The following is an 18,001-nucleotide window of genomic DNA, read 5'->3' as shown; positions in this document are numbered from 1 at the left end:
TGAATCTGCCCAGATCCCAGTGACTGCAATGGATCTGGCCGATAAGATGGGGCATGAGCAAGCCCAAGACCTTCCGGCCCTGGACCCCGGGACAGACCAGCTTGATGCCACCGTCGCCGATCGACTGGCTGCCGAGTGATCACCTGGTGTTCTTCCTGCTGGAGCTGGTGGAGGAACTGGACTTTGCGCTGATCATGTCTCCCGCCCGGCAGAAGGATGCCCGCGGTGAGAAGGGGTATGACCCCAGGATGCTGACGCTGCTGTTGCTGTACGCCTATTGCATCGGTATTGCCTCGTCTCGCAAGATCGAACGGGCCTGCCATGAGGATGCGGCTTTCCGCGTGCTGACCGGTAACCAGCAGCCGGACCACAGCCGCATCAGCGACTTCCGCCGCCGCCATCTTGGAGCCCTGGAGGAGCTGTTTGTGCAGATCCTGCGCCTGTGTCAGAAGGCCGGCATGGTGAGCCTGGGTCAGGTGGCGCTGGATGGCACCAAGGTGAAAGCCAATGCCTCCAAACACAAGGCGAAGCCCTCGGCTTCTGCGAAGCAGTTGAGCCACCAGCGGATGCTCAAATCCGAGGAGCAGTTGGAGCAGGAGATCAGGGAGCTGCTGCGCAAGGCCGAGATCCTCGACGCCCAGGAGGATGGCCGCTACGGCAAGGGCAAACGCGGCAGCGACCTGCCTGAGGCACTGCGCCGCCGAGAAGACCGGCTGGAGAGGATCCGCCAAGCTCGCCGGGAACTGGAGGCTGAAACCGCGGCTGCCGCTGCACGGGAACGGCAGGAGCAGGCGGCAGCGGCAGCGAAGGCCGCGGAAGAGGGGCCCGAGCAGCAACGGCAAGAATGCAGCAAGACAGCCGATCGCGTAGTCGAGAAGGCAGCTGCGGCAAAAGATCTGGCGATCGCCAAGGCCAACGAGGCGGGCCTGGGACCACCTGATCTTGAGCCGCTGGCCGCCGATCAGATGCCCCATCGCGGCCTGGCGCACAAGGCTTGCGGCACACCGACAAAAGGCAGCCAGCGCAATCACCGCTGCGCGGAAGGCTGCGCCTACACTGATCCAGCCAGCCACATCATGAAGAGCGATGGGAACTGGATTCAGGGCTACAACTGCCAAGCAGCTGTGGATGGGGACTACCAGGTGATCGTGGCCATCGGCGTCAGCAACCAGCCGCCTGATGTGGAGCATCTCGAACCGATGCTTGAGCGCACCATTGCCAACACCGCTCAGCTTCCGAAAACATTGATCGCGGATGCCGGCTACTGGAGCGAGGCCAACGCCGAGGCCTGCACGGCACGGGGCGTCGATCCCCACATCGCGACCGGCAGGGAGAAGCACGGCCAGCCTCCAGCACCAACCCGTGGCCCCATCCCCAAAAACCTGGATGCCAAGGGCCGGATGAACCGCAAGCTGCGCTGCAAGAAGGGACGCGAGATCTACGCCAGGCGCAAGACGATCGTGGAGCCCGTCTTTGGTCAGACCAAGGAATGCCGCGGGCTGCGCCGCTTTCTGCTGCGCGGCCTGGACAACGTGAACGGTGAATGGGCGCTCTGGTGCCTGACCCACAACATCAACAAGTTGTTCAGGATCCAGGAGGCATAGGTGGGGGTGTAGTGCACGTGGAAGCGGGGCCGCTGCGCCAGCCAGGCCCTCACCTTGGCGTGCTTGTGGGTGCAGTAGTTGTCGACGATCAAGTGGACATCAAGGTCCTTGGGGACGGACTTCTCGATCTGACGTAGGAAGCCCAGAAACTCCTGGTGCCGATGCCGGGGCTTGCACTGGGTGATCACCTCGCCTGTCGCCACGTCCAGGGCGGCAAACAGGGTGGTGGTGCCGTGGCGGATGTAGTCATGGGTCACCCCCTCCACGTAGCCCAGACCCATGGGCAGCAGCGGCTGAGTCCTGTCCAGGGCCTGGATCTGCGTCTTCTCGTCGACGCAGAGCACCATCGCCTTATCCGGAGGATTCAGATAGAGGCCGACGATGCCCCTGACCTTCTCGACAAAGAAAGGATCCGTCGACAACTTGAACGTCTTCTGGCGGTGCGGCTGGACGGAGAAGGTCTGCAGCCAGCGGTGAACGGTGGTCTTGGAGATACCTGTGGCAGCCGCGAGTGAGCGCGCGGACCACTGGGTACTGCCGTCGGTGGGTTTGGTCTGCAGGGCCCGGTTGATCACCTCCGCCACCTTGTCGTCTTCATAGGTGCGGGGCCGGCCAGGCCTGAGCTCGTCATGGAGGCCTTCCAAGCCCAGCTCCAGGTACCGTTTGCGCCACTTGCCAACGGTCATGCCCGTCAGGCCCATTCGTTTGGCGATCGCCGTATTGGTTTCGCCTGCTCCGCAGGCCAGGACGATCTGAGCGCGCTGCACGATCGAATGCGGCAGCGACCGGGAATTCGCAAGGGCCCGCAACTGCTGAACTTCGTCCTCGCTGAGGACCAGCGGAGGCATCGGACGACCAAGCGCCCCAGGGCACCTCGGGTGACACTCCTGTTTCTAGCTGTTATTTGCAGGACGGCACACTAGCCGAAGACTGCTCCGAAGGAGTAGGAGGAGCTGCAGCGCAAGGAGAAGGCTCTAGCGGAGGCAGCAGCAGGCATTGGCTTACAACAAAAAAGGCCGCCCAAATGGCGGCCAAAAATGATAGCTTTCCTAAAATTTGCCAGCAGAAAGCGGGCAAGGTCTTCGGGATTACTTAATAAGAGACGCAGCGAATATTGCTCCTCCAATTAAACCAGCACCACCAGCTCCAGCCCCAAACGCGAGGCCTGAATCTACTCCCTCATTTCCAGACCAAGACCCTCCTGCTACGCCAGCAAGATCTGCATCTGACAATTCAGATGTAATTGCCGCAGCTCCTTTGATGACCTCTTCTGGCGTCACACTAATTCCATGCTGGAGAGCAAGAGCGCAAATGCCATCAATGGATTCTGAAGTCTTTATCGCCTCCGCCAATGTTGTATCTGCTTGGCAAGCGTCAACAAGCTGCTGGAAAGACATTGTTTTAGGTAGCTGATTGGATACTAAGTACTAAGTGGATTAAAATTTATTTTATCATGAGGCCGAAGGCTGTTATAGCGCCACTCACTACCGATCTATCATTGAGATCATTGTTCGTCCAAGCCCCACCAGCAACGGACGCAAGCGCTGCATCATCGAGCTCCGCAACCGATTCTGAAGCGTAGCGAATCAAATCGCCACTTGTAACGGTGACGCCTTTCTGTGACAGATAAACCACAATTTCATCAGGAGTACCGAGCTTGCTGATGTCTTCAAGATAAGTGGGATTTTCGGCGAATAGCTTGGAAAGCTGTTCTTGGTCCATGATCTTAGCCTTGGTGCCTAACAACCCTACGGTACTACAAGCCTTTGCATCCGCACGGTCCCTTGCGTTATGTAAAGATCGCGCATCCAATCAATACGACTGGGGCCACCTCAGCGCACCATCGCCGCCACGTTGCCGCCATCGACGGTAAGCACGGCGCCGGTGGTGCGGCCCAGCTGGGCCAGGGCCACGAAGGCATCGGCCACATCAGCAGCGCAGACCTCCTCGCCCAGCAGATTGCCGGCCATGTAGACGTCTTCGCTGACGCCACGGGCGGAAGAACGCTGCTTGATCATGGCCTCATCCAGCAGGCCGGAGCGGATTCGATCGGCATTGATCGCATTGGCGCGAACGCCCTCCTCGCCGGCCTCGAGGGCGTACTGACGCATCAGGGCGAGCAGGGCCGCCTTGGCGATGCCGTAGGCACCGAAGTTGGGGCCTGGATTGAGGGCCTGCTTGCTGACATTGAACAGCAGCTGGCCGCCCAGCCGCGGCGCATCGCCGGCCAGATCATTGCGGCGCCAGCCGTTCTGGGCGCGGAACACCGCCAGGGCCGCCTGGGCCACCTGCTGATGGCTGAAGAAGTTGAGCTCGAAGCAGTCCCGCAGCGCCTCGTCTTCCAGATCGGCCATGGCACCAGTCCAGGCGGCGCCGGCATTGCTCACCACGATGTCGAGGCCGCCGAAGTGGAGACAGACCCGCTCCATGGCCCGCCGCAACTGGGCGGCATCGGTCACATCGCAGGCGATCCCCAGGGCCTTCTTGCCGCAGGCGGCTGCCGTGGCCGCCGCCGCCGCACCATCGCGATCCAGCACCGCCAGCTCGGCGCCCTGGGCCGCAAAAGCCCGGGCCGTGGCGGCACCGATGCCACCGCCGCCGCCGGTCACGAGCACCACCTGGCGGGCCAGGGGCTTCTCGCGCCCCTTGCCGAGCTTGGCCTGCTCCAGGCTCCAGTACTCCATGTCGAAGGTGTCGTCTTCATTGACGGGCTGAAAACGACCCACGGCCTCGGCCGCCAGCAGGGTCTGGGCCCAGGCTTCCGCCAGATCCGCCGCCACGGCCGCCGCCGCCGCGCTGCCCCCCAGGCCGATCAGGCCCAGGCCGGGGATCGCCACCAGGCGAGGCAGCGGATCCAGCGGCTGGCGCCCGCCGCCGACACGGGCGTTCTGACGCGAAAAGTAGGCCTTGTAGTCGGCGCGGTAGGCCGCCAGGGCCCGTTCCAGCTCGGCGGCCCAGGTCGCCAGCACGGCCGGCTCCGCCGTGGCGGGCAATGGCGGCAGCACCAGGGGGCGGGCCTTGGTGCGGATCACATGGTCGGGGGTGGCCACACCCCGTTGCGCCCAGTCCGCCAGGCGCGGATCGTCCACCACACTCCGGGTCAGGGGGGTGTCGCGCAGGGCCAGCAGCCAGCGGCGGGGCACTGGAGCGGCGGCGGCCGGGCCGGCTTCGGCCACGGCGGCACGGCTCAAGGCACCGCGCAGGATCGGCAGCACAGCCGCCGCAGGGGTGGCGGGCGCCGGCACGGCAGCCGGCTGGCTCGGCCCTGCCGCGCCACGCGCGCGCTGAATGCGCTCCTCGGCCTGGCGCACCAGCGCAATCATCCGCTCATAGCTCTGCTGGGCCGTGGCGCCGAAGGAGAACAGCCCGTGCTGGAGCAGCACCATGCCCTCCAGGGCGATGTTCTGCTCGGCAGCAGCAGCAGCGGCCTCCTCGTAGGCCCGGGCGGCAGCAAGAGCCAGATCGAAGCCGGGCATCACATAGGGCACCAGAGCCACCCGGGAGCCGTACAGCTCCCGGCAGAGGGCCTCTGCATCCGGCTGATCCGCCAGGGCCAGCAGGGCGGTGGCGTGGGTGTGGTCCACGAACTTGTGGGGCAGGAAGGCATGCAGCAGCGCCTCCACCGACGGATTGGGGGCCGCCGGATCGATCAGGTTGCGGCGCTGGGCGGCCACCATGTCTTCGTCGCTGAGGGCCTTCAGGGCCCGCAGGGCCTGCAGCGGCTCCAGCCGCACGGCCGGATGCCCCGGTGGCTCGATCGTGGCCAGATCCCAGCCGGATCCCTTGACGCACAGCACCGGGATCGACTCCCCCAGCAGGCCGGTGCAGCTGGTCTTCACCGAGGTGTTGCCGCCACCGTGCAGCACCAGCTCCGGATCGGCGCCCAGCAGGCGGGCCGAGTAGGTGCGCAGGGCCAGGTCTTCGCTGACGCCCTCGGCGCCATAGCGGGCGACCGCCGCGGCCGCGTCGGCATCCGACCAGCGGTTGAGCACGGGCATGGGCGGCGGCCTGGGGGCACAGGGGACGGACCGAGGCTACGGATCGGAGATCCCATCACCCAGTCGGAGTGGGAAAGGCCGCAGAGCCAGGTCGATCCTCAGATCCGCAGGCATTCGTCGTTGGCTGGGATATCCATCCACTCGGGCAGGCAGTCCAGATCCGCCGGCTTTGGATAGGTCCAGCCTGGGGGAGAAGTGGGATTGACGCAGGCCTCTCCAATGGCCAGGAAGCCCTCCGGGCAGGCACCCTGACCATCAGGCGACACCACCTGCGCCCGACTCGGCAGGCCACCCGCCAGGAAGAGAAACACAGCGGCGGCAGTCACCGCCCCAGTGGAAGCGACTCTGACGCTGGAGGCCTCGACAGACAGGTGAACAGCGCGAGAGTCACGTGGGTCGGCAAAAGCCACGGCAGCCCATTTCTCCGGCACGGCCTCAGGCTAGGCAGCCCAGGTCCTCTCGGACATCAGGCTGCTCGCGGTGCTGCACCGCACGATCTTGCGTGGCAGGCTTGGGTTCGGCCACGATCGGCTCCCCGTGCCCCTTCCCACGCCTCCGGTGCCGTCAGAACGGCGCATCCGCCGGGAAGCGCTGCTCACAGGCATCACGATCTTCTCGGTGGCCGCCGCGGCCCTCACGGTCACCTATCGGGTCGCCACCCGCACGATGCAGAACCAGCTGCGGGAGCATCTGCGCAGCCTCGCCAGCATCGCCGCCGCCGAGATCGACACCAAGGCCATCGCCCAGCTGCAGCGGGCCGATCAGCTCGGCGGCCCGCTCTACCAACAGGTGAGCCAGCCCCTGATCCAACTGCGCTCGGAGGTGCCGGAGATCTACTACGCCTACACCCTTCGGCCCTCCTCCGAGGGCCTGCGCTTCGGCGTGGACACCTCGTACTACGTGAAAAACCATGGCGACGACACAGACGTCGCCAAGCTCGGCGAGCTGTACACCGACGCACTCCCAGCGGCCAAGCGGGCGCTCCAGCAGGGAACAACTCAGGTGAGCCAGACCCCCTACACCGACAGATGGGGCACCTTCCTGAGCAGCTACGCACCGTTCCGCAATGCAAGCGGCCAGGTGATCGGCCTGGTTGGCCTCGATCTGTCCACGACTCAGATCGAGGAAAAGGTGCTGCCGCTGCGGATCACCCTGATCCTCGCTCTTGTCGGCAGCGGCGGCCTGGCCTTTCTGGCGGGCTTCGATGCCTATCGATCCTTGAAGGCCCGAGCCCAGGCCCTGCTGGAACAGACCGATGCACGCCAGCTGGCGGAGGCCGCCGCTGCCGCTGCCGACCTGGCCAACCAGGCCAAGACCGACTTCATCGCCACCCTCAGCCACGAAATCCGCACGCCCCTCAACGGCGTGCTGGGCATGACCGATCTGGTCCTGGCCAGCGAGCTCACCGATCACCAGCGGGAGTGCCTCGACACGGTGAAAAGCAGCGGCAAGACCCTGCTCAGTGTGCTCAACGACATCCTCGATTTCTCCAAGATCGAGGCCGGCCGGCTCGAGCTTGAGGAGCAGCCCTGTGCTCTGCGCCCCCTGATCGAAGACGTGCTCGATCTCTATGCCCCCCAGGTACGGGAAAAGCGGATCGAACTTGTGCTGTTGCTGGCCCCGGAAGTACCCAGCGTCATCCTCACCGACCCCACCCGCCTGCGCCAGATCCTGATGAACCTGGTGGGCAATGCCACCAAATTCACAGAGCGGGGAGAGATCGTGGTGGAGGTGACCAGCCATGGATCCCTGCCTGAGGACCATTGCAAACTCGAGATCACCGTGCGCGACACCGGTGTCGGGATTCCTGCCGATCGCATCGCCCGCCTGTTTCAGGCCTTTTCCCAGGCCGACGCCTCCACCACGCGCATTCATGGCGGTACCGGCCTTGGCCTGGTGATCTGCCGGAGACTGGCCCGCGCCCTCGGTGGAGACATCAGCGTGACGAGCACCGAGGGAGAAGGCAGTGTCTTTTCTCTGACGTTCCGAACCCAGGCCATCCCGCTCAGTGATCCTCTCCCCCAGGCAAGGCTCTTCGAGAAGCGCGGCGTTCTGATCGCGATGGCCAACCCCACCAATCAGCGCCTGCTGGAAAGCCACTGCCGCCTCCTCGGGATGGTGCCCCACGCAGCCTCAACGGCAGGCGAGGTCCTGGGCCAGCTGGAGAAACAGACGATCGAGGCTGTGGTGCTGGACACAGCCCTGCCCGGAGAGGGAATCAGCACCCTGGTGACGACGCTGCGGGAGCGATCGGAGCGGCAGCCTCGGCCCGTGATCGTGATCCGCTGGGTGGGGGAGGAGGTGGATGGGAGCAACGTCCAGGCCGTGCTGAGCAAGCCGATCAAACCGGTCGCCCTGGGGCAGATTCTGATGCGATCGCTGGAACCACCCCCAACAGACGGCGACGGCGCCGCCGTGGCGAGCGGCCCGTCTCCTGACCAGCCGGTTCGGGGCACGATGGCGGAGAGCCACCCCCTGCGGGTGCTGGTGGCGGACGACAATGCCGTCAACCGGCGGGTCTGCGAACTGGTGCTGCGCCGCCTTGGCTACACCCCCAGCTTCGCCGTCGACGGGGAAAAAGCGGTGACCATGCAGGCCACCGAGCAGCCGGATCTGATCCTGATGGATCTGCACATGCCGCGGCTCGATGGCCTGGAGGCAACACGGCGGATCCGCTCCAGCAGTGGCGATCCGATTCATCCCTGGATCCTGGCGGTCACGGCCGATGTCGCCCCCAGCACCTGCCGCGCCGCCCTCACTGACGGCATCAACGACTTTCTCAGTAAACCGATTGAAACGGACGCTCTGGTCGCCGCCATCCACCATGCCTATGCGGTTCTGCATCCAGGACTCGATCAGGCCCGGATCGATCAGGCATAGAGGGTCTGCAAACCTGCTTCGCTGGCGGGAGCCACACCGCGCTCGGTGATCAGGCCCGACACCAGCCGGGCCGGCGTCACATCGAAGGCCGGATTGAAGCCGGCGCTGCCAGCGGGGGTGAGCTGCACCGTGACCGCTTCTGCAGCGACGCGGCCCTGGATGGACGTCACTTCAGCGGCCGAGCGCGCCTCGATCGGGATCTCCGCCACGCCATCGGCCAGGGTCCAGTCGATCGTGGAGGCCGGCAGGGCCACATAGAAGGGGACGCCGTTGTCGTGGGCGGCGAGGGCCTTGAGATAGGTGCCGATCTTGTTGCACACGTCGCCGCGGCGCGTGGTGCGGTCGGTGCCCACGATCACGACATCCACCTGGCCGTGCTGCATCAGGTGTCCACCGGCGTTGTCGACGATCACGGTGTGGGGCACGCCCTCCTTGCCGAGCTCGAAGGCGGTGAGGCTGGCGCCCTGGTTGCGCGGGCGGGTCTCATCCACCCACACATGCACGGCCAGGCCAGCCCGGTGGGCCTTGTAGATCGGCGCCAGGGCCGTGCCCCAGTCGACCGTGGCCAGCCAGCCGGCGTTGCAGTGGGTGAGCACATTCAGAGGCTGGCCCTGCCGCTCAGCCGGCCGGGCCAGCGCCAGCCCCTGCAGGATCTTCAGCCCGTGGGCTCCGATCGCCTCGCACATGGCCACATCCTCTTCCGCGATCGCCGCGGCCTCCTCCCTGGCGGCCGCGGCCCGCTCGGTCTCCGGCAGTGGAGCCACACGATCCCGCACCCGCTCCAGGGCCCAGCGCAGGTTGATGGCCGTCGGACGGGTGGCGTTGAGCTGCTCGAACGCCACCGCCAGCGCCCCATCGCTCGGATCTGCCTGCAGGGCCAGCATCAGGCCATAGGCGCCCGTCACACCGATCAGCGGAGCGCCACGCACCACCATCGTAGCGATGGCCTCGGCGGCCTGCTCGACGGTGGAGAGCGAGCGGGTCTCGAACTGGTGGGGCAGCCGCGTCTGATCGATCACACCGATCGAGCGACCACCCGGCTCCAGCCAGACGGTGCGCCAGGCCTTGCCGTCGATGTTCATGGGAGTGGGCTCCGAGGAAGCGGCGATGGGTTGAGGCCCCGATCATCGCGGCCGGCGCGAACGACAATGGGCAACCTCAGCAGCTCTGCCTAGCTTGCGAACAGGACGGGCGCAGCGGGGGATCACGATGATCGAGACGATCGAAGGCCTGCCGGAGGGCACCCTGGGTTTCGCCTTCAGCGGCCAGATCAGTGGCCACGACTACGACACGGTGCTCGTCCCCGCCATGGAGCGGGCCATCGAAGAGCACGACCGCATCAAGACCCTGCTGCGCTTCGGGCCGGCCTTCGAGGGCTATGACCTCGCCGCCGCCTGGGACGACACCCTGCTCGGCCTGCGCCACTGGCGCGGCTTCGAGCGGATCGCGGTGGTGAGCGATGTGCCCTGGCTGCGCACCACCATCCGGGCCATCGGCGCCCTGATGCCCTGCCCGATCCGCAACTTCCCGACGGAGCAGGAGCAGGAGGCCCGGATCTGGCTGGGCGAGTCGCTGGGCAGCATCCATCTCGATGAACACAACGGTGTGATTCAAGTGCGCCTGATCGGCAGGCTGGAGCCCAGTGCCTACGACCACATCGACGCAGACATCGCCGCCCTGTTCAGCCGGGTGACGCCGGTGAAACTGCTGCTCGATCTGCGCGCCTTCGACGGCTGGTCGGGCCTGGCCGCCCTCGGTGATCATCTGTCGCTGATCCGGGAGCATCGCAGCGCCCCGCGCCGGGTGGCCGTGGTGGGCCAGCAGAACTGGCAGAAACTGGTGCAGAAGCTGCTGTCGCGCTTCACGTCGGCGGAGACACGCTTTTTTGATGTGGCCCACAGCGCCCAGGCGGAACTGTGGCTCCAGGGCAATGGGGAGTCAGCGCGCGAGGCCGGGATCAGGCAGCTGCACGACGCCTGATCCCGGCCAGCCGGCGCAGAAACGCTCGCTTCTTCACGATCCTGAGATCGCGGTGGCGTTGGGCTGGGGGTAGAGGGTCTTCGTGGGCTGACCATGGCACCAAAAAATGCACTTGCAGCCCTGTCACTCCATCATGTCTCCCCTCATCCTCTGACCCAACCCATCCCACCGATCACACCTGAACCATGCCGCAGCGCATTCCCTTGAGCACCGCCTGGAGCCGGTTGTGCACGTTGAGGGTCTGCAGCAAGCGCTTGGTGTAGGTGCGGGCGGTTTCATCACTCACCACCAGTCGCTTGGCGATCTCCCGATCGCTGAGGCCACTGGCGAGCAGGTCGAGAACTTCATACTCACGCGGCGTGAGTCTGGGACAGCTCAGGTAGGGAAGAATGCCCGTCCGCAGGGAGGGGCTGCGGTAGGAGTGCCCGCCCAGCACCGCCATCACGGCGGCCTGAAGCGGTTGCTGATCATCCACGAAATCCGCCTCGGCGACCACGGCTTCCAGCCATGGTGCTTCGATGCACTCGGCAGGAATAGCATCACCCAGCGCCAGGATCACGGCATGAAGTTTCGGATGAAGCTGGCGGGCCTGACGCACCAGATCGAAACCATTGCCACTTTCCAGATAATCGGTACAGACGAGCAATTCATAGGGATCACTGGCTTCCGCCGCCAGATAATCCAGGCACATCTCCTGATCGGTCACAGCACAGGTGATGCGGGAATACCCCCCGAAGCTGCGGCACAAGGCCCGCAGCAGAAAGCGACCTTTGGCCACCACCGCAACACGGCCCGGAATCTCGATCGATTCGAGACCCTCCTCAGGGGTGCCAAGACCAGCATTGGCCAGAAAGGGCGTGAGATCCATGCTCCGCGGATGGCCCCTGGCTGGGAGCAATGAAAGCCTGGGCAAAATTAGGCGTTGGGCGGCAGGCGCTGCGAGGTCCGACAGATCCCAGGACCAGCCCCCAAAGCCCTGAATCGATGGGCAGCTTGTGACATCTCAGGGACGTCTGCTCATCTGTCGCCGCAGGATCCCAGCGCCGCCCGGCGAACCTGCAGGGTGGAGTCTCCCCGCACGCTGCATCGATGACCGACGCTCCCTATCTCGTGGCCCTGGCCCTGGTGGAGTTTGGGGGGAAGCGTGCGTTGCCTCTTTCCGGAAAATCCCAGTCAGCAGCTGCTGCTGACGCCATCGATCCCGGCGATGACGGTCGCACCCTGGCGTTGGAGCTGCTGCTGCGCCTCTGGCAGCGCAGCGACGAAGGCCCTCTGCAACGGGCTGCTGGGGATCCCAGCCTGTTGCTGGTCGAACTGCCGATGGAAGCGATGCGCGACCAGCTGCCACAACTGAAGGCGAACTGGGTGGGTGGAGGTGACACGGAGGCGTTGCTCAGCAGCCTTGGGGACCTGGCCATCAGGGCCTGGCGGATCACGATCGCCAAGTACGAGCCGGTCAGCTTCATGGCCTGGCCTTGATCGAGCCCATGCAGCCGGGGCCGATACCCCCGCTTGGGGACTGGTAGAGGAACCCAGCGGCATTTCAGGATGAACTGGCGGTCACAGGGGACTGATGGAGGAGGCGACTGCACAACCAGTGCCGTCATCGTTCAGCCAGCCAGGAGCCGGGGCTGCTGGGTCCTGACGAGGCCCGCGCCCTACAGAAAACCGGTGGTGGCAACGCGATCCGGAACGACAGACAAAACGACAGGCAAGTGGAGAACAGCCCAAGCAACGAACTCAATTCCTCTCCCCATGTTGATCCTGAAGATTCTCAGGATCAACACATTGCAGCTCAGTATGTCGACGATCTGGTGAGCCAGGCCCTGATGCACCGGGCGACAAGGCATCCTTACCTCACAGCCCTCTCGGCGGGAACGCTGCCTGACCTGAGATTTGCTCTGGGTGATTTTTCCCGGCATTACTACGGCTACTCGGCCCACTTCCCCCGTTATCTGACGGCGCTGATTTCACGACTGGAGAACCCGGACCACCGCAATCCCCTGCTGGCCAACCTCCTTCAGGAATCGGGCCACTATGAGCCTGAGGAGCTCGCGGGGTTGCACCGCTGCGGCATTGAAGCCGACTGGATCGTGGGGGTCCCGCACCCCGAACTGTTCCAGCGTTTCCGGCAGGCTCTGGGGATGATTGGCACCGATCCCAGCATCGATCACGTTTATGTGGTCGCTTGGAGAGATCTTCTGCTCAGCCTGTTGAGCAGCGGGTCTCCAGCCGAAGCCCTGGGCGCCCTGGGTCTGGGTAGCGAAAGCATCGTGCCGGCGATCTACCAGCCCTTCCTGGATGCAATCGGCCGATTGGGCACGCTTGAGCCCCGTGACACTGTGTTCTTCCCGCTGCGTACAGCGATCCACGATCAGCGCCAGGCCAGGATCAACGCCATCGCCATCGACTTTGCCATGACCCCAGGCGGCCAGGCCGACCTGTCCAAGGGCATGCACATGGCCCTCGCCCTGCGGAATTCGTTCTGGGACTGGCTGTACGAGCGTGTTCTTCGGGGTGGTGGCGGGCCTGTGTAGCCCGACTCCATGGCCCCTCGGACTGCAACCGAGGGGCCAGATCCAGGCCGCGGCTTCAGCCGCGCCAGGTGGGCAGACCACCGCCCACAAGGGTGCCGCGGTTGCGCCAGAGGGCTGCCGGAGTCACCGCAACGCCGTGCCTGGCTGCCAGGCGCGCCGCCGCCTCGGTGGAGTCGGTGGCGCGCAGGTCCTTGGCGAAGGCTGGGTCGTGTTGCAGCAGATCCTTCAGGTGGTGCAGGGCATCCGCCGCTGGAACCGCCGGAGCCGGGGTCGATCGATTGCAGGTGGCCATGGGGCCTCCATCTCAGAGTGATACCAGCCTAGGAGTGCTGATTCAAGATGCCCATCGCAGCGCGGGGCAGCGGGTAGTTCGTTACCAGCGCACAACCCCGTTGGCCCGGCCCGCCCTCTGGCCGAAGAGTCTCAGCAACTTGCCGCCAGAGACTTCGTCGACTAGAGACCCGGTGATCAGATCATCGATGGCCATGCTTCGCGATCCAGAGAGCCTTGGAGCAGGGCCGCCACATCCGCATCCACCTGAGCCAGACGTTCCAGCACCAGCTTCAGATCCAGGGCGGTGAGGTCGCCATCGGCTTCCCACTTCAGACAGGTGCGCCCCAGACAGCTGCTGCTGTTCGTCGTCATGGTGGGTTCTGCCATGGCGGGCTTCCTGGCTCTCGTTGGCTCCAGTTTCGGCAAGCAGGCCAGGCTGCGATGCCCCCAACAGGGGACAATCTCCGAAGCTTGGGGACGCGGCTGGTCAGGCAGGGTGCGGTCGGGGCCCTGTCGACAAGACTGTGACCATGCACTCTGCTGTGCCGATGGACCTGTTCGAACAGAACTGGAGCATCTACCGGGCCGTGGTGCAGCACGATCTGATGGGACACGCTGACCTCACCGCAGCGACCGCACTGGCCCTGCGCTCCTGGCTTGAGGCACGTGCCCCCGGCACCCGGCCGCCCCTTGCCGTGGATCTGGGCTGCGGCGATCTGAGCGCACTCGCGCCTGTCTGGCGGCAACTCCCCCTGGGGGGCTACGAGGGGATCGATCTCACCGCCCAGGTCTTACCCCTGGCCCGCCAGGCCCTGGGAGCCGTGCCCTATCCCAGCCGCTGGCAGGCGGCAGATCTGCGTGTCTGGGCAGCCAGCAACGACGAACCCGTGGATCTGATCCACACGGCCTTTGCGCTCCACCATCTCTCAGACAGCGAAAAAGCGGAGTTTCTGCGCCAGGCCCGCCAGCGCCTCGCCCCCGGCGGACTCCTTCTCTGGGCTGATGTCTTCCGCGATCCAGGCGAATCCCGTCAGGACTACCTGGGGCGTTACAGACACCGGATCCACAGCCAATGGTCGGTGTTGCCCGCCGAGGCCCGCACCCAGGTGATCGACCACATCGATCAGCTGGACCACCCAGCCGATCGTGCCGTGATCGTGCGACAGGCCGAAGCAGCAGGCTGGCGCTGGACCTGGCTCTGGAACGGCCCACAGCGGGCTGAAGGACTGGCCCAGCTGGAGCCGATCTGAAGCCTGGGGCTCAGCTGTGCTCCCGCAGAAAACCGATCGTGCCGCTCAACTCATCAGAAAAGCGGTCGATCTCCTCGGGAGTGGTGGTGAAACTGAGGCTGGCCCGGGCTGAACCGGGAATGCCATACAGGCGATGCAGCGGCTGGGTGCAGTGATGGCCGCTGCGGATGCAGATGCCGGCCGAATCAAGCAGGGCCGCGATGTCATTGGCATGCAGGCCATCGACGGTGAAGGCGGCCAGCGCCCCCCGATCAGGCTGCTGCTCCGGGGTGGGTCCGAGGATCCGCACCCCTTCGATCGCCTGCAGGCGCTGGAACAACTGGCGGGTGAGCCGCTGCTCCCAGGCGTGGATGCGCTCCAGCCCCAGGCCCTGGAGGTAATCCAGAGCGGCACCCATGCCGATCGCCTCACCGATGGCGGGGGTGCCGGCTTCAAACTTATGGGGCAGCTCCGCCCAGGTGCTGTGGTCGAGGTAGACGTCCTGAATCATTTCGCCGCCCCCCAGAAAGGGAGGCATGGCCTCGAGCAACTCCTCGCGCGCCCAGAGGAAGCCCATGCCGGTGGGGCCGCAGAGCTTGTGGGACGAGCCCACCAGGAAATCGCAGCCCAGCTGGGCCACATTCACGGGTAGGTGGGGCAGGCTCTGGCAGGCATCCACCAGCAGCAGCGCACCGGCGGCGTGGGCCAGGGGGGCGACCTCCGCGACCGGGTTGAGGCAACCGAGGGTGTTGCTGACCTGAACCAGGCTGACCAGGCGGGTGCGCTCGTTGATCTGGCGGCGCAGGTCGGCGAGGTCCAGCTCGCCCGTTTCGGTGAGGCCCACATGGCGGAGCACGCACCCGGTGCGGGCCGCCAGGAGCTGCCAGGGAACCAGGTTGCTGTGGTGCTCCATCACCGAGAGCAGCACTTCGTCGCCGGAGCGCAGGTTGGCCTCACCCCAGGAGCGCGCCACCAGGTTGATGGCCTCGCTGGCGTTGCGGGTGTAGACGATCTCGCGGGCACTGGCCGCCCCCACGAAGGCAGCCACCTTGCCACGGGCTCCTTCAAAACCTTCGGTGGCTCGCGCACTCAGCTGATGGGCGCCCCGGTGCACATTGGCGTTGTCGTGGGCGTAGTAGTGCTGCAGAGCCTCCAGCACCTGGCGGGGCTTCTGGCTGGTGGCGGCATGATCGAGATAGATCAGGGGCTCGCCGAGGCAGGCCGTCTGGGCGAGCAGCGGGAAATCAGGACGGGTGAGGCTGGCCAGGTCTTCATAGGACTGTGGCGCCGCGGCGGAATCCTGAGGCTCCGGCGGTGTGGAGATGGATGGGGCGGTGTCACGCGCCGCCGGCGAGACGGCAGCGTCGGGCGTCAGCAGAGCATCAGCAGCTGGGGTCATCAGCTCAGGCCTCCCCCAGCAGACGATCGATCGGGCGCCAGGCGGCGGCGATGGCCGGCAGCTCCCGCAGCACCTCCTCACAGAAGGCCCGTTGCAGCAGACGGGCCGCCTGGTCGGCCGCGATGCCACGGCTCTGCAGATAGAACAGTTCGTCCTGCTGCAGGCGACTCACGGTGGCGCCATGGGCACAGCGCACGTCGTCCGCCACGATCTCGAGCTCGGGCTTGGTGTCGATGCGCGCCCGATCGGACAGCAGCAGATTGCGGCTGATCTGGGAGGCATTGGTGCGCTGCGCCTGGCGAGGCACCCGCACGGCTCCGTTGAACACGCTACGGGCCTGGCCATCGGCCACGGCTTTGTGGACCTGCTCAAGCTGGCCGTCGGGTCCTGAAAAGGTCACCTGGCTGTGGGTGTCTGCGATCTGGCGATCGATCACCCGTTGCAGGCCCCGCAGGCTGGTGTGGGCCGCACCATCGCGCTGGTTCACCCGCGGCTCGAGGCGCAGCAGGCCCCAACCGGCACAGCCGCTCACGACGCTGAGGTCACTGCCACTCTCCTGCACGTAGGCGCACTGAGCCACCAGCGACGCCTGGGCATGTCCCTGAGCCAGCAGCCCATGACGCAGACGGGCGCCACGACCCAGATGGGCTTCCAGCACCAGGCTGGTGGCGCTGGCACCACTGGCGGTATGCACCTGCAGCAGTTCCAGTTCGGCCCCGTCCTCCAGCAGCAGCAACACCCTCAGGGGCAGCAGCCCATCGCTGGCCCCAGCGGGAAGCAGCAGCTCCAGTGGCGATGCCACGACCCCGGAAACGCGGAGAGCCAGCACCTGCTGGGCTGCCGCCTGGTTGAGCTGGGTCAGCCAGTGGTGGGCGCAACCGGTCGCCTCAAGCACCGCGCCGAGGCGCTGATGCAGTTCTGCCCCGGCGATCGGTTCGAGCCCCGCGGGCAGCGCCACCCCATCCAGAGGGTCGGCGCTGCCATCCAAACGGAGGCACAGATGAGCCGACGCCGTGCCAGCAGCCTGCTCAGGCCGCAGCAATCGCGGTGAGGTGGCCGCCAACAGGGCCGGATCGGTGAAGCGCCAGTTTTCCTGGCGGCGATGGGGGGCAGGAAGCTCCGACAGGGCCGCACGGGCCTGCTCCTGCAACGGTGCCAGCGGACCGGTCGCAGGGGGCAGAGAGGCGATGAGATCACCCGTCCAGGCCTCGAGGGTCGAGGAGGAGCGCACGGCCGTGGATGGCATGGAAACAGGCAACGTCACCATCAGCCCACCTCCACCGGTGTACGCCCATGGGCTGCGGCCTCAAGGACCGCCAGCTCCTGATCGACCCAGTCGTATCCCCTCTCCTCAAGTTCAAGGGCAAGCTCCTTGCCACCGGTACGAAGGATGCGGCCCGCGGCCATGACGTGCACATAATCGGGAGTGATCACATCCAGCAAGCGCTGGTAATGGGTGATCAGCAGGGTGGCGTTCTCGGCCGTGGCGAGATGGTTCACACCACCAGCCACAATCCGCAGGGCGTCGATGTCGAGGCCGGAATCGGTTTCATCGAGGATCGCCACCAGTGGATCGAGCAGGGCCATCTGCAGGATCTCGTTGCGCTTCTTCTCGCCACCGCTGAAGCCCTCATTCACGGAACGCTCCAGAAAGGCTGGATCCATCTGGACCACGGCCAGCTTGTCGCGCACGACATCCTCAAAGGCGAAGGTATCCAGTTCCTCGTCGCCCATCTCAAGCCGGCGGGCATTGGTGGCCACCCGCAGGAACTCGAGGTTGCTCACTCCGGGAATCTCAATCGGGTACTGAAACCCGAGAAACAGACCGATTCTGGCCCGCTGCTCCGGAGGCAGATCCAGCAGATTCTCGCCCCTATAACGCACCGTGCCAGCGGTGACCTGATAGGCGGGATGGCCAGCCAGCACCTTGGACAGGGTGCTCTTGCCACTGCCATTGCGACCCATCACCGCATGGATCTCGCCGGCACGGATGGTGAGGTTCACGCCCTTGAGGATCGCCTTGTCCTCGACGCAGGCATGGAGATCACAGATCTCAAGCAGAATGGGGGCGTCGGAACGGATCACAGCAACAGGGAAGGCA

Annotated in this window: 17 protein-coding genes and 1 pseudogene; 6 read left to right on the top strand and 12 right to left on the bottom strand. The window is 65.5% G+C overall.

The annotated features are described in order from the left end of the window. Positions 1 to 53: 53 nt before the first annotated feature. Entirely contained in the window at positions 54 to 1,604 is a 1,551-nt protein-coding gene (locus H8F26_RS08155; RefSeq protein WP_197158696.1) for an IS1182 family transposase, read from the top strand. Here H8F26_RS08155 and H8F26_RS08150 read toward each other — a convergent pair. From H8F26_RS08150 to H8F26_RS08130, 5 genes and pseudogenes are all read right to left on the bottom strand, one after another. Then, positions 1,589 to 2,452 (bottom strand): annotated as a pseudogene (locus H8F26_RS08150) (IS630 family transposase); the annotation flags it as partial. The gene H8F26_RS08155 and the pseudogene H8F26_RS08150 sit on opposite strands and share 16 nt — an antisense overlap. Positions 2,453 to 2,692: 240 nt before the next feature. After that, on the bottom strand, positions 2,693 to 3,001 hold the full coding sequence (locus tag H8F26_RS08145; RefSeq protein WP_197158695.1) for a Nif11-like leader peptide family RiPP precursor: 309 nt from the start codon (positions 2,999 to 3,001) through the stop codon (positions 2,693 to 2,695). A 46-nt stretch (positions 3,002 to 3,047) separates the two neighbouring features. Beyond that, on the bottom strand, positions 3,048 to 3,326 hold the full coding sequence (locus H8F26_RS08140; RefSeq protein ID WP_197158694.1) for a hypothetical protein: 279 nt from the start codon (positions 3,324 to 3,326) through the stop codon (positions 3,048 to 3,050). Positions 3,327 to 3,436: 110 nt separating this feature from the next. Beyond that, on the bottom strand, positions 3,437 to 5,602 hold the full coding sequence (locus H8F26_RS08135) for a bifunctional aldolase/short-chain dehydrogenase (protein WP_197158693.1): 2,166 nt from the start codon (positions 5,600 to 5,602) through the stop codon (positions 3,437 to 3,439). Positions 5,603 to 5,700: 98 nt separating this feature from the next. Beyond that, positions 5,701 to 5,928 (bottom strand): hypothetical protein, encoded by a 228-nt coding sequence (locus tag H8F26_RS08130; RefSeq protein ID WP_197158692.1) that lies wholly within the window; start codon positions 5,926 to 5,928, stop codon positions 5,701 to 5,703. A gap of 211 nt (positions 5,929 to 6,139) precedes the next feature. On the opposite strand from H8F26_RS08130, the gene H8F26_RS08125 reads away from it, so the two are divergent. Beyond that, on the top strand, positions 6,140 to 8,482 hold the full coding sequence (locus tag H8F26_RS08125; protein WP_197158691.1) for a response regulator: 2,343 nt from the start codon (positions 6,140 to 6,142) through the stop codon (positions 8,480 to 8,482). Here the strand turns inward: H8F26_RS08125 and mtnA are convergent. Then, positions 8,473 to 9,564, bottom strand: a complete 1,092-nt coding sequence (gene mtnA, locus H8F26_RS08120; RefSeq protein WP_197158690.1) for an S-methyl-5-thioribose-1-phosphate isomerase — start codon at positions 9,562 to 9,564, stop codon at positions 8,473 to 8,475. The genes H8F26_RS08125 and mtnA overlap by 10 nt on opposite strands. Before the next feature lie 94 nt (positions 9,565 to 9,658). Between mtnA and H8F26_RS08115 the strand changes: the two genes are divergently transcribed. Further along, positions 9,659 to 10,462: an STAS/SEC14 domain-containing protein gene (locus tag H8F26_RS08115; protein WP_231605550.1), complete on the top strand. Its 804-nt coding sequence runs from the start codon at positions 9,659 to 9,661 to the stop codon at positions 10,460 to 10,462. 172 nt (positions 10,463 to 10,634) lie between these two features. Here H8F26_RS08115 and H8F26_RS08110 read toward each other — a convergent pair whose 3' ends face one another. Further along, the gene (locus tag H8F26_RS08110; RefSeq protein ID WP_197158689.1) at positions 10,635 to 11,330 is read right to left on the bottom strand and encodes a response regulator transcription factor; all 696 of its coding nucleotides are present in this window, start codon (positions 11,328 to 11,330) and stop codon (positions 10,635 to 10,637) included. Positions 11,331 to 11,551: 221 nt separating this feature from the next. Between H8F26_RS08110 and H8F26_RS08105 the strand changes: the two genes are divergently transcribed. Both H8F26_RS08105 and H8F26_RS08100 read left to right on the top strand, forming a co-directional pair. Further along, a complete protein-coding gene (locus H8F26_RS08105; protein WP_197158688.1) occupies positions 11,552 to 11,941 on the top strand; it encodes a hypothetical protein in 390 nt (129 codons plus the stop codon). 335 nt (positions 11,942 to 12,276) lie between these two features. Continuing rightward, complete coding sequence (locus H8F26_RS08100; RefSeq protein ID WP_197158687.1) at positions 12,277 to 12,999, top strand: iron-containing redox enzyme family protein; 723 nt, start codon at positions 12,277 to 12,279, stop codon at positions 12,997 to 12,999. A 55-nt stretch (positions 13,000 to 13,054) separates the two neighbouring features. Here H8F26_RS08100 and H8F26_RS08095 read toward each other — a convergent pair whose 3' ends face one another. Both H8F26_RS08095 and H8F26_RS08090 read right to left on the bottom strand, forming a co-directional pair. Further along, entirely contained in the window at positions 13,055 to 13,291 is a 237-nt protein-coding gene (locus tag H8F26_RS08095) for a Nif11-like leader peptide family natural product precursor (protein WP_197158686.1), read from the bottom strand. A gap of 176 nt (positions 13,292 to 13,467) precedes the next feature. After that, positions 13,468 to 13,644, bottom strand: a complete 177-nt coding sequence (locus H8F26_RS08090) for a hypothetical protein (protein ID WP_197158685.1) — start codon at positions 13,642 to 13,644, stop codon at positions 13,468 to 13,470. Between the two features lie 176 nt (positions 13,645 to 13,820). On the opposite strand from H8F26_RS08090, the gene H8F26_RS08085 reads away from it, so the two are divergent. After that, positions 13,821 to 14,522, top strand: coding sequence for a trans-aconitate 2-methyltransferase (locus H8F26_RS08085; protein WP_197159073.1), 702 nt, complete (start codon positions 13,821 to 13,823; stop codon positions 14,520 to 14,522). 10 nt (positions 14,523 to 14,532) lie between these two features. Here the strand turns inward: H8F26_RS08085 and H8F26_RS08080 are convergent, their stop codons facing one another. The 3 genes from H8F26_RS08080 to sufC are packed head-to-tail and all read right to left on the bottom strand — an operon-like array spanning position 14,533 to position 17,985. Then, the gene (locus H8F26_RS08080; protein WP_197158684.1) at positions 14,533 to 15,900 is read right to left on the bottom strand and encodes a SufS family cysteine desulfurase; all 1,368 of its coding nucleotides are present in this window, start codon (positions 15,898 to 15,900) and stop codon (positions 14,533 to 14,535) included. A 4-nt stretch (positions 15,901 to 15,904) separates the two neighbouring features. Continuing rightward, on the bottom strand, positions 15,905 to 17,167 hold the full coding sequence (sufD, locus tag H8F26_RS08075) for a Fe-S cluster assembly protein SufD (protein ID WP_197158683.1): 1,263 nt from the start codon (positions 17,165 to 17,167) through the stop codon (positions 15,905 to 15,907). After that, positions 17,167 to 17,985 (bottom strand): Fe-S cluster assembly ATPase SufC, encoded by an 819-nt coding sequence (gene sufC, locus H8F26_RS08070; RefSeq protein WP_197158682.1) that lies wholly within the window; start codon positions 17,983 to 17,985, stop codon positions 17,167 to 17,169. Before sufC ends, sufD begins: the two co-directional genes overlap by 1 nt. Between the last annotated feature and the right edge of the window lie 16 nt (positions 17,986 to 18,001).

It is taken from the genome of Synechococcus sp. CBW1006, from assembly GCF_015840525.1.
Lineage (GTDB): Bacteria > Cyanobacteriota > Cyanobacteriia > PCC-6307 > Cyanobiaceae > CBW1002.
Note: the sequence above shows the minus strand (reverse complement) of the source record. Positions and strands in the feature narration are given on the sequence as shown.

Bases quoted from the DNA above. Each gene is read 5' to 3' on its own strand.
- H8F26_RS08155 (WP_197158696.1), top strand. From the start codon at position 54: ATGAGCAAGCCCAAGACCTTCCGGCCCTGGACCCCGGGACAGACCAGC.
- H8F26_RS08145 (WP_197158695.1), bottom strand. From the start codon at position 3,001: ATGTCTTTCCAGCAGCTTGTTGACGCTTGCCAAGCAGATACAACATTG.
- H8F26_RS08140 (WP_197158694.1), bottom strand. From the start codon at position 3,326: ATGGACCAAGAACAGCTTTCCAAGCTATTCGCCGAAAATCCCACTTAT.
- H8F26_RS08135 (WP_197158693.1), bottom strand. From the start codon at position 5,602: ATGCCCGTGCTCAACCGCTGGTCGGATGCCGACGCGGCCGCGGCGGTC.
- mtnA (WP_197158690.1), bottom strand. From the start codon at position 9,564: ATGAACATCGACGGCAAGGCCTGGCGCACCGTCTGGCTGGAGCCGGGT.
- H8F26_RS08110 (WP_197158689.1), bottom strand. From the start codon at position 11,330: ATGGATCTCACGCCCTTTCTGGCCAATGCTGGTCTTGGCACCCCTGAG.
- H8F26_RS08105 (WP_197158688.1), top strand. From the start codon at position 11,552: ATGACCGACGCTCCCTATCTCGTGGCCCTGGCCCTGGTGGAGTTTGGG.
- H8F26_RS08095 (WP_197158686.1), bottom strand. From the start codon at position 13,291: ATGGCCACCTGCAATCGATCGACCCCGGCTCCGGCGGTTCCAGCGGCG.
- H8F26_RS08090 (WP_197158685.1), bottom strand. From the start codon at position 13,644: ATGACGACGAACAGCAGCAGCTGTCTGGGGCGCACCTGTCTGAAGTGG.
- H8F26_RS08085 (WP_197159073.1), top strand. From the start codon at position 13,821: ATGGACCTGTTCGAACAGAACTGGAGCATCTACCGGGCCGTGGTGCAG.
- H8F26_RS08080 (WP_197158684.1), bottom strand. From the start codon at position 15,900: ATGACCCCAGCTGCTGATGCTCTGCTGACGCCCGACGCTGCCGTCTCG.
- sufD (WP_197158683.1), bottom strand. From the start codon at position 17,167: ATGGTGACGTTGCCTGTTTCCATGCCATCCACGGCCGTGCGCTCCTCC.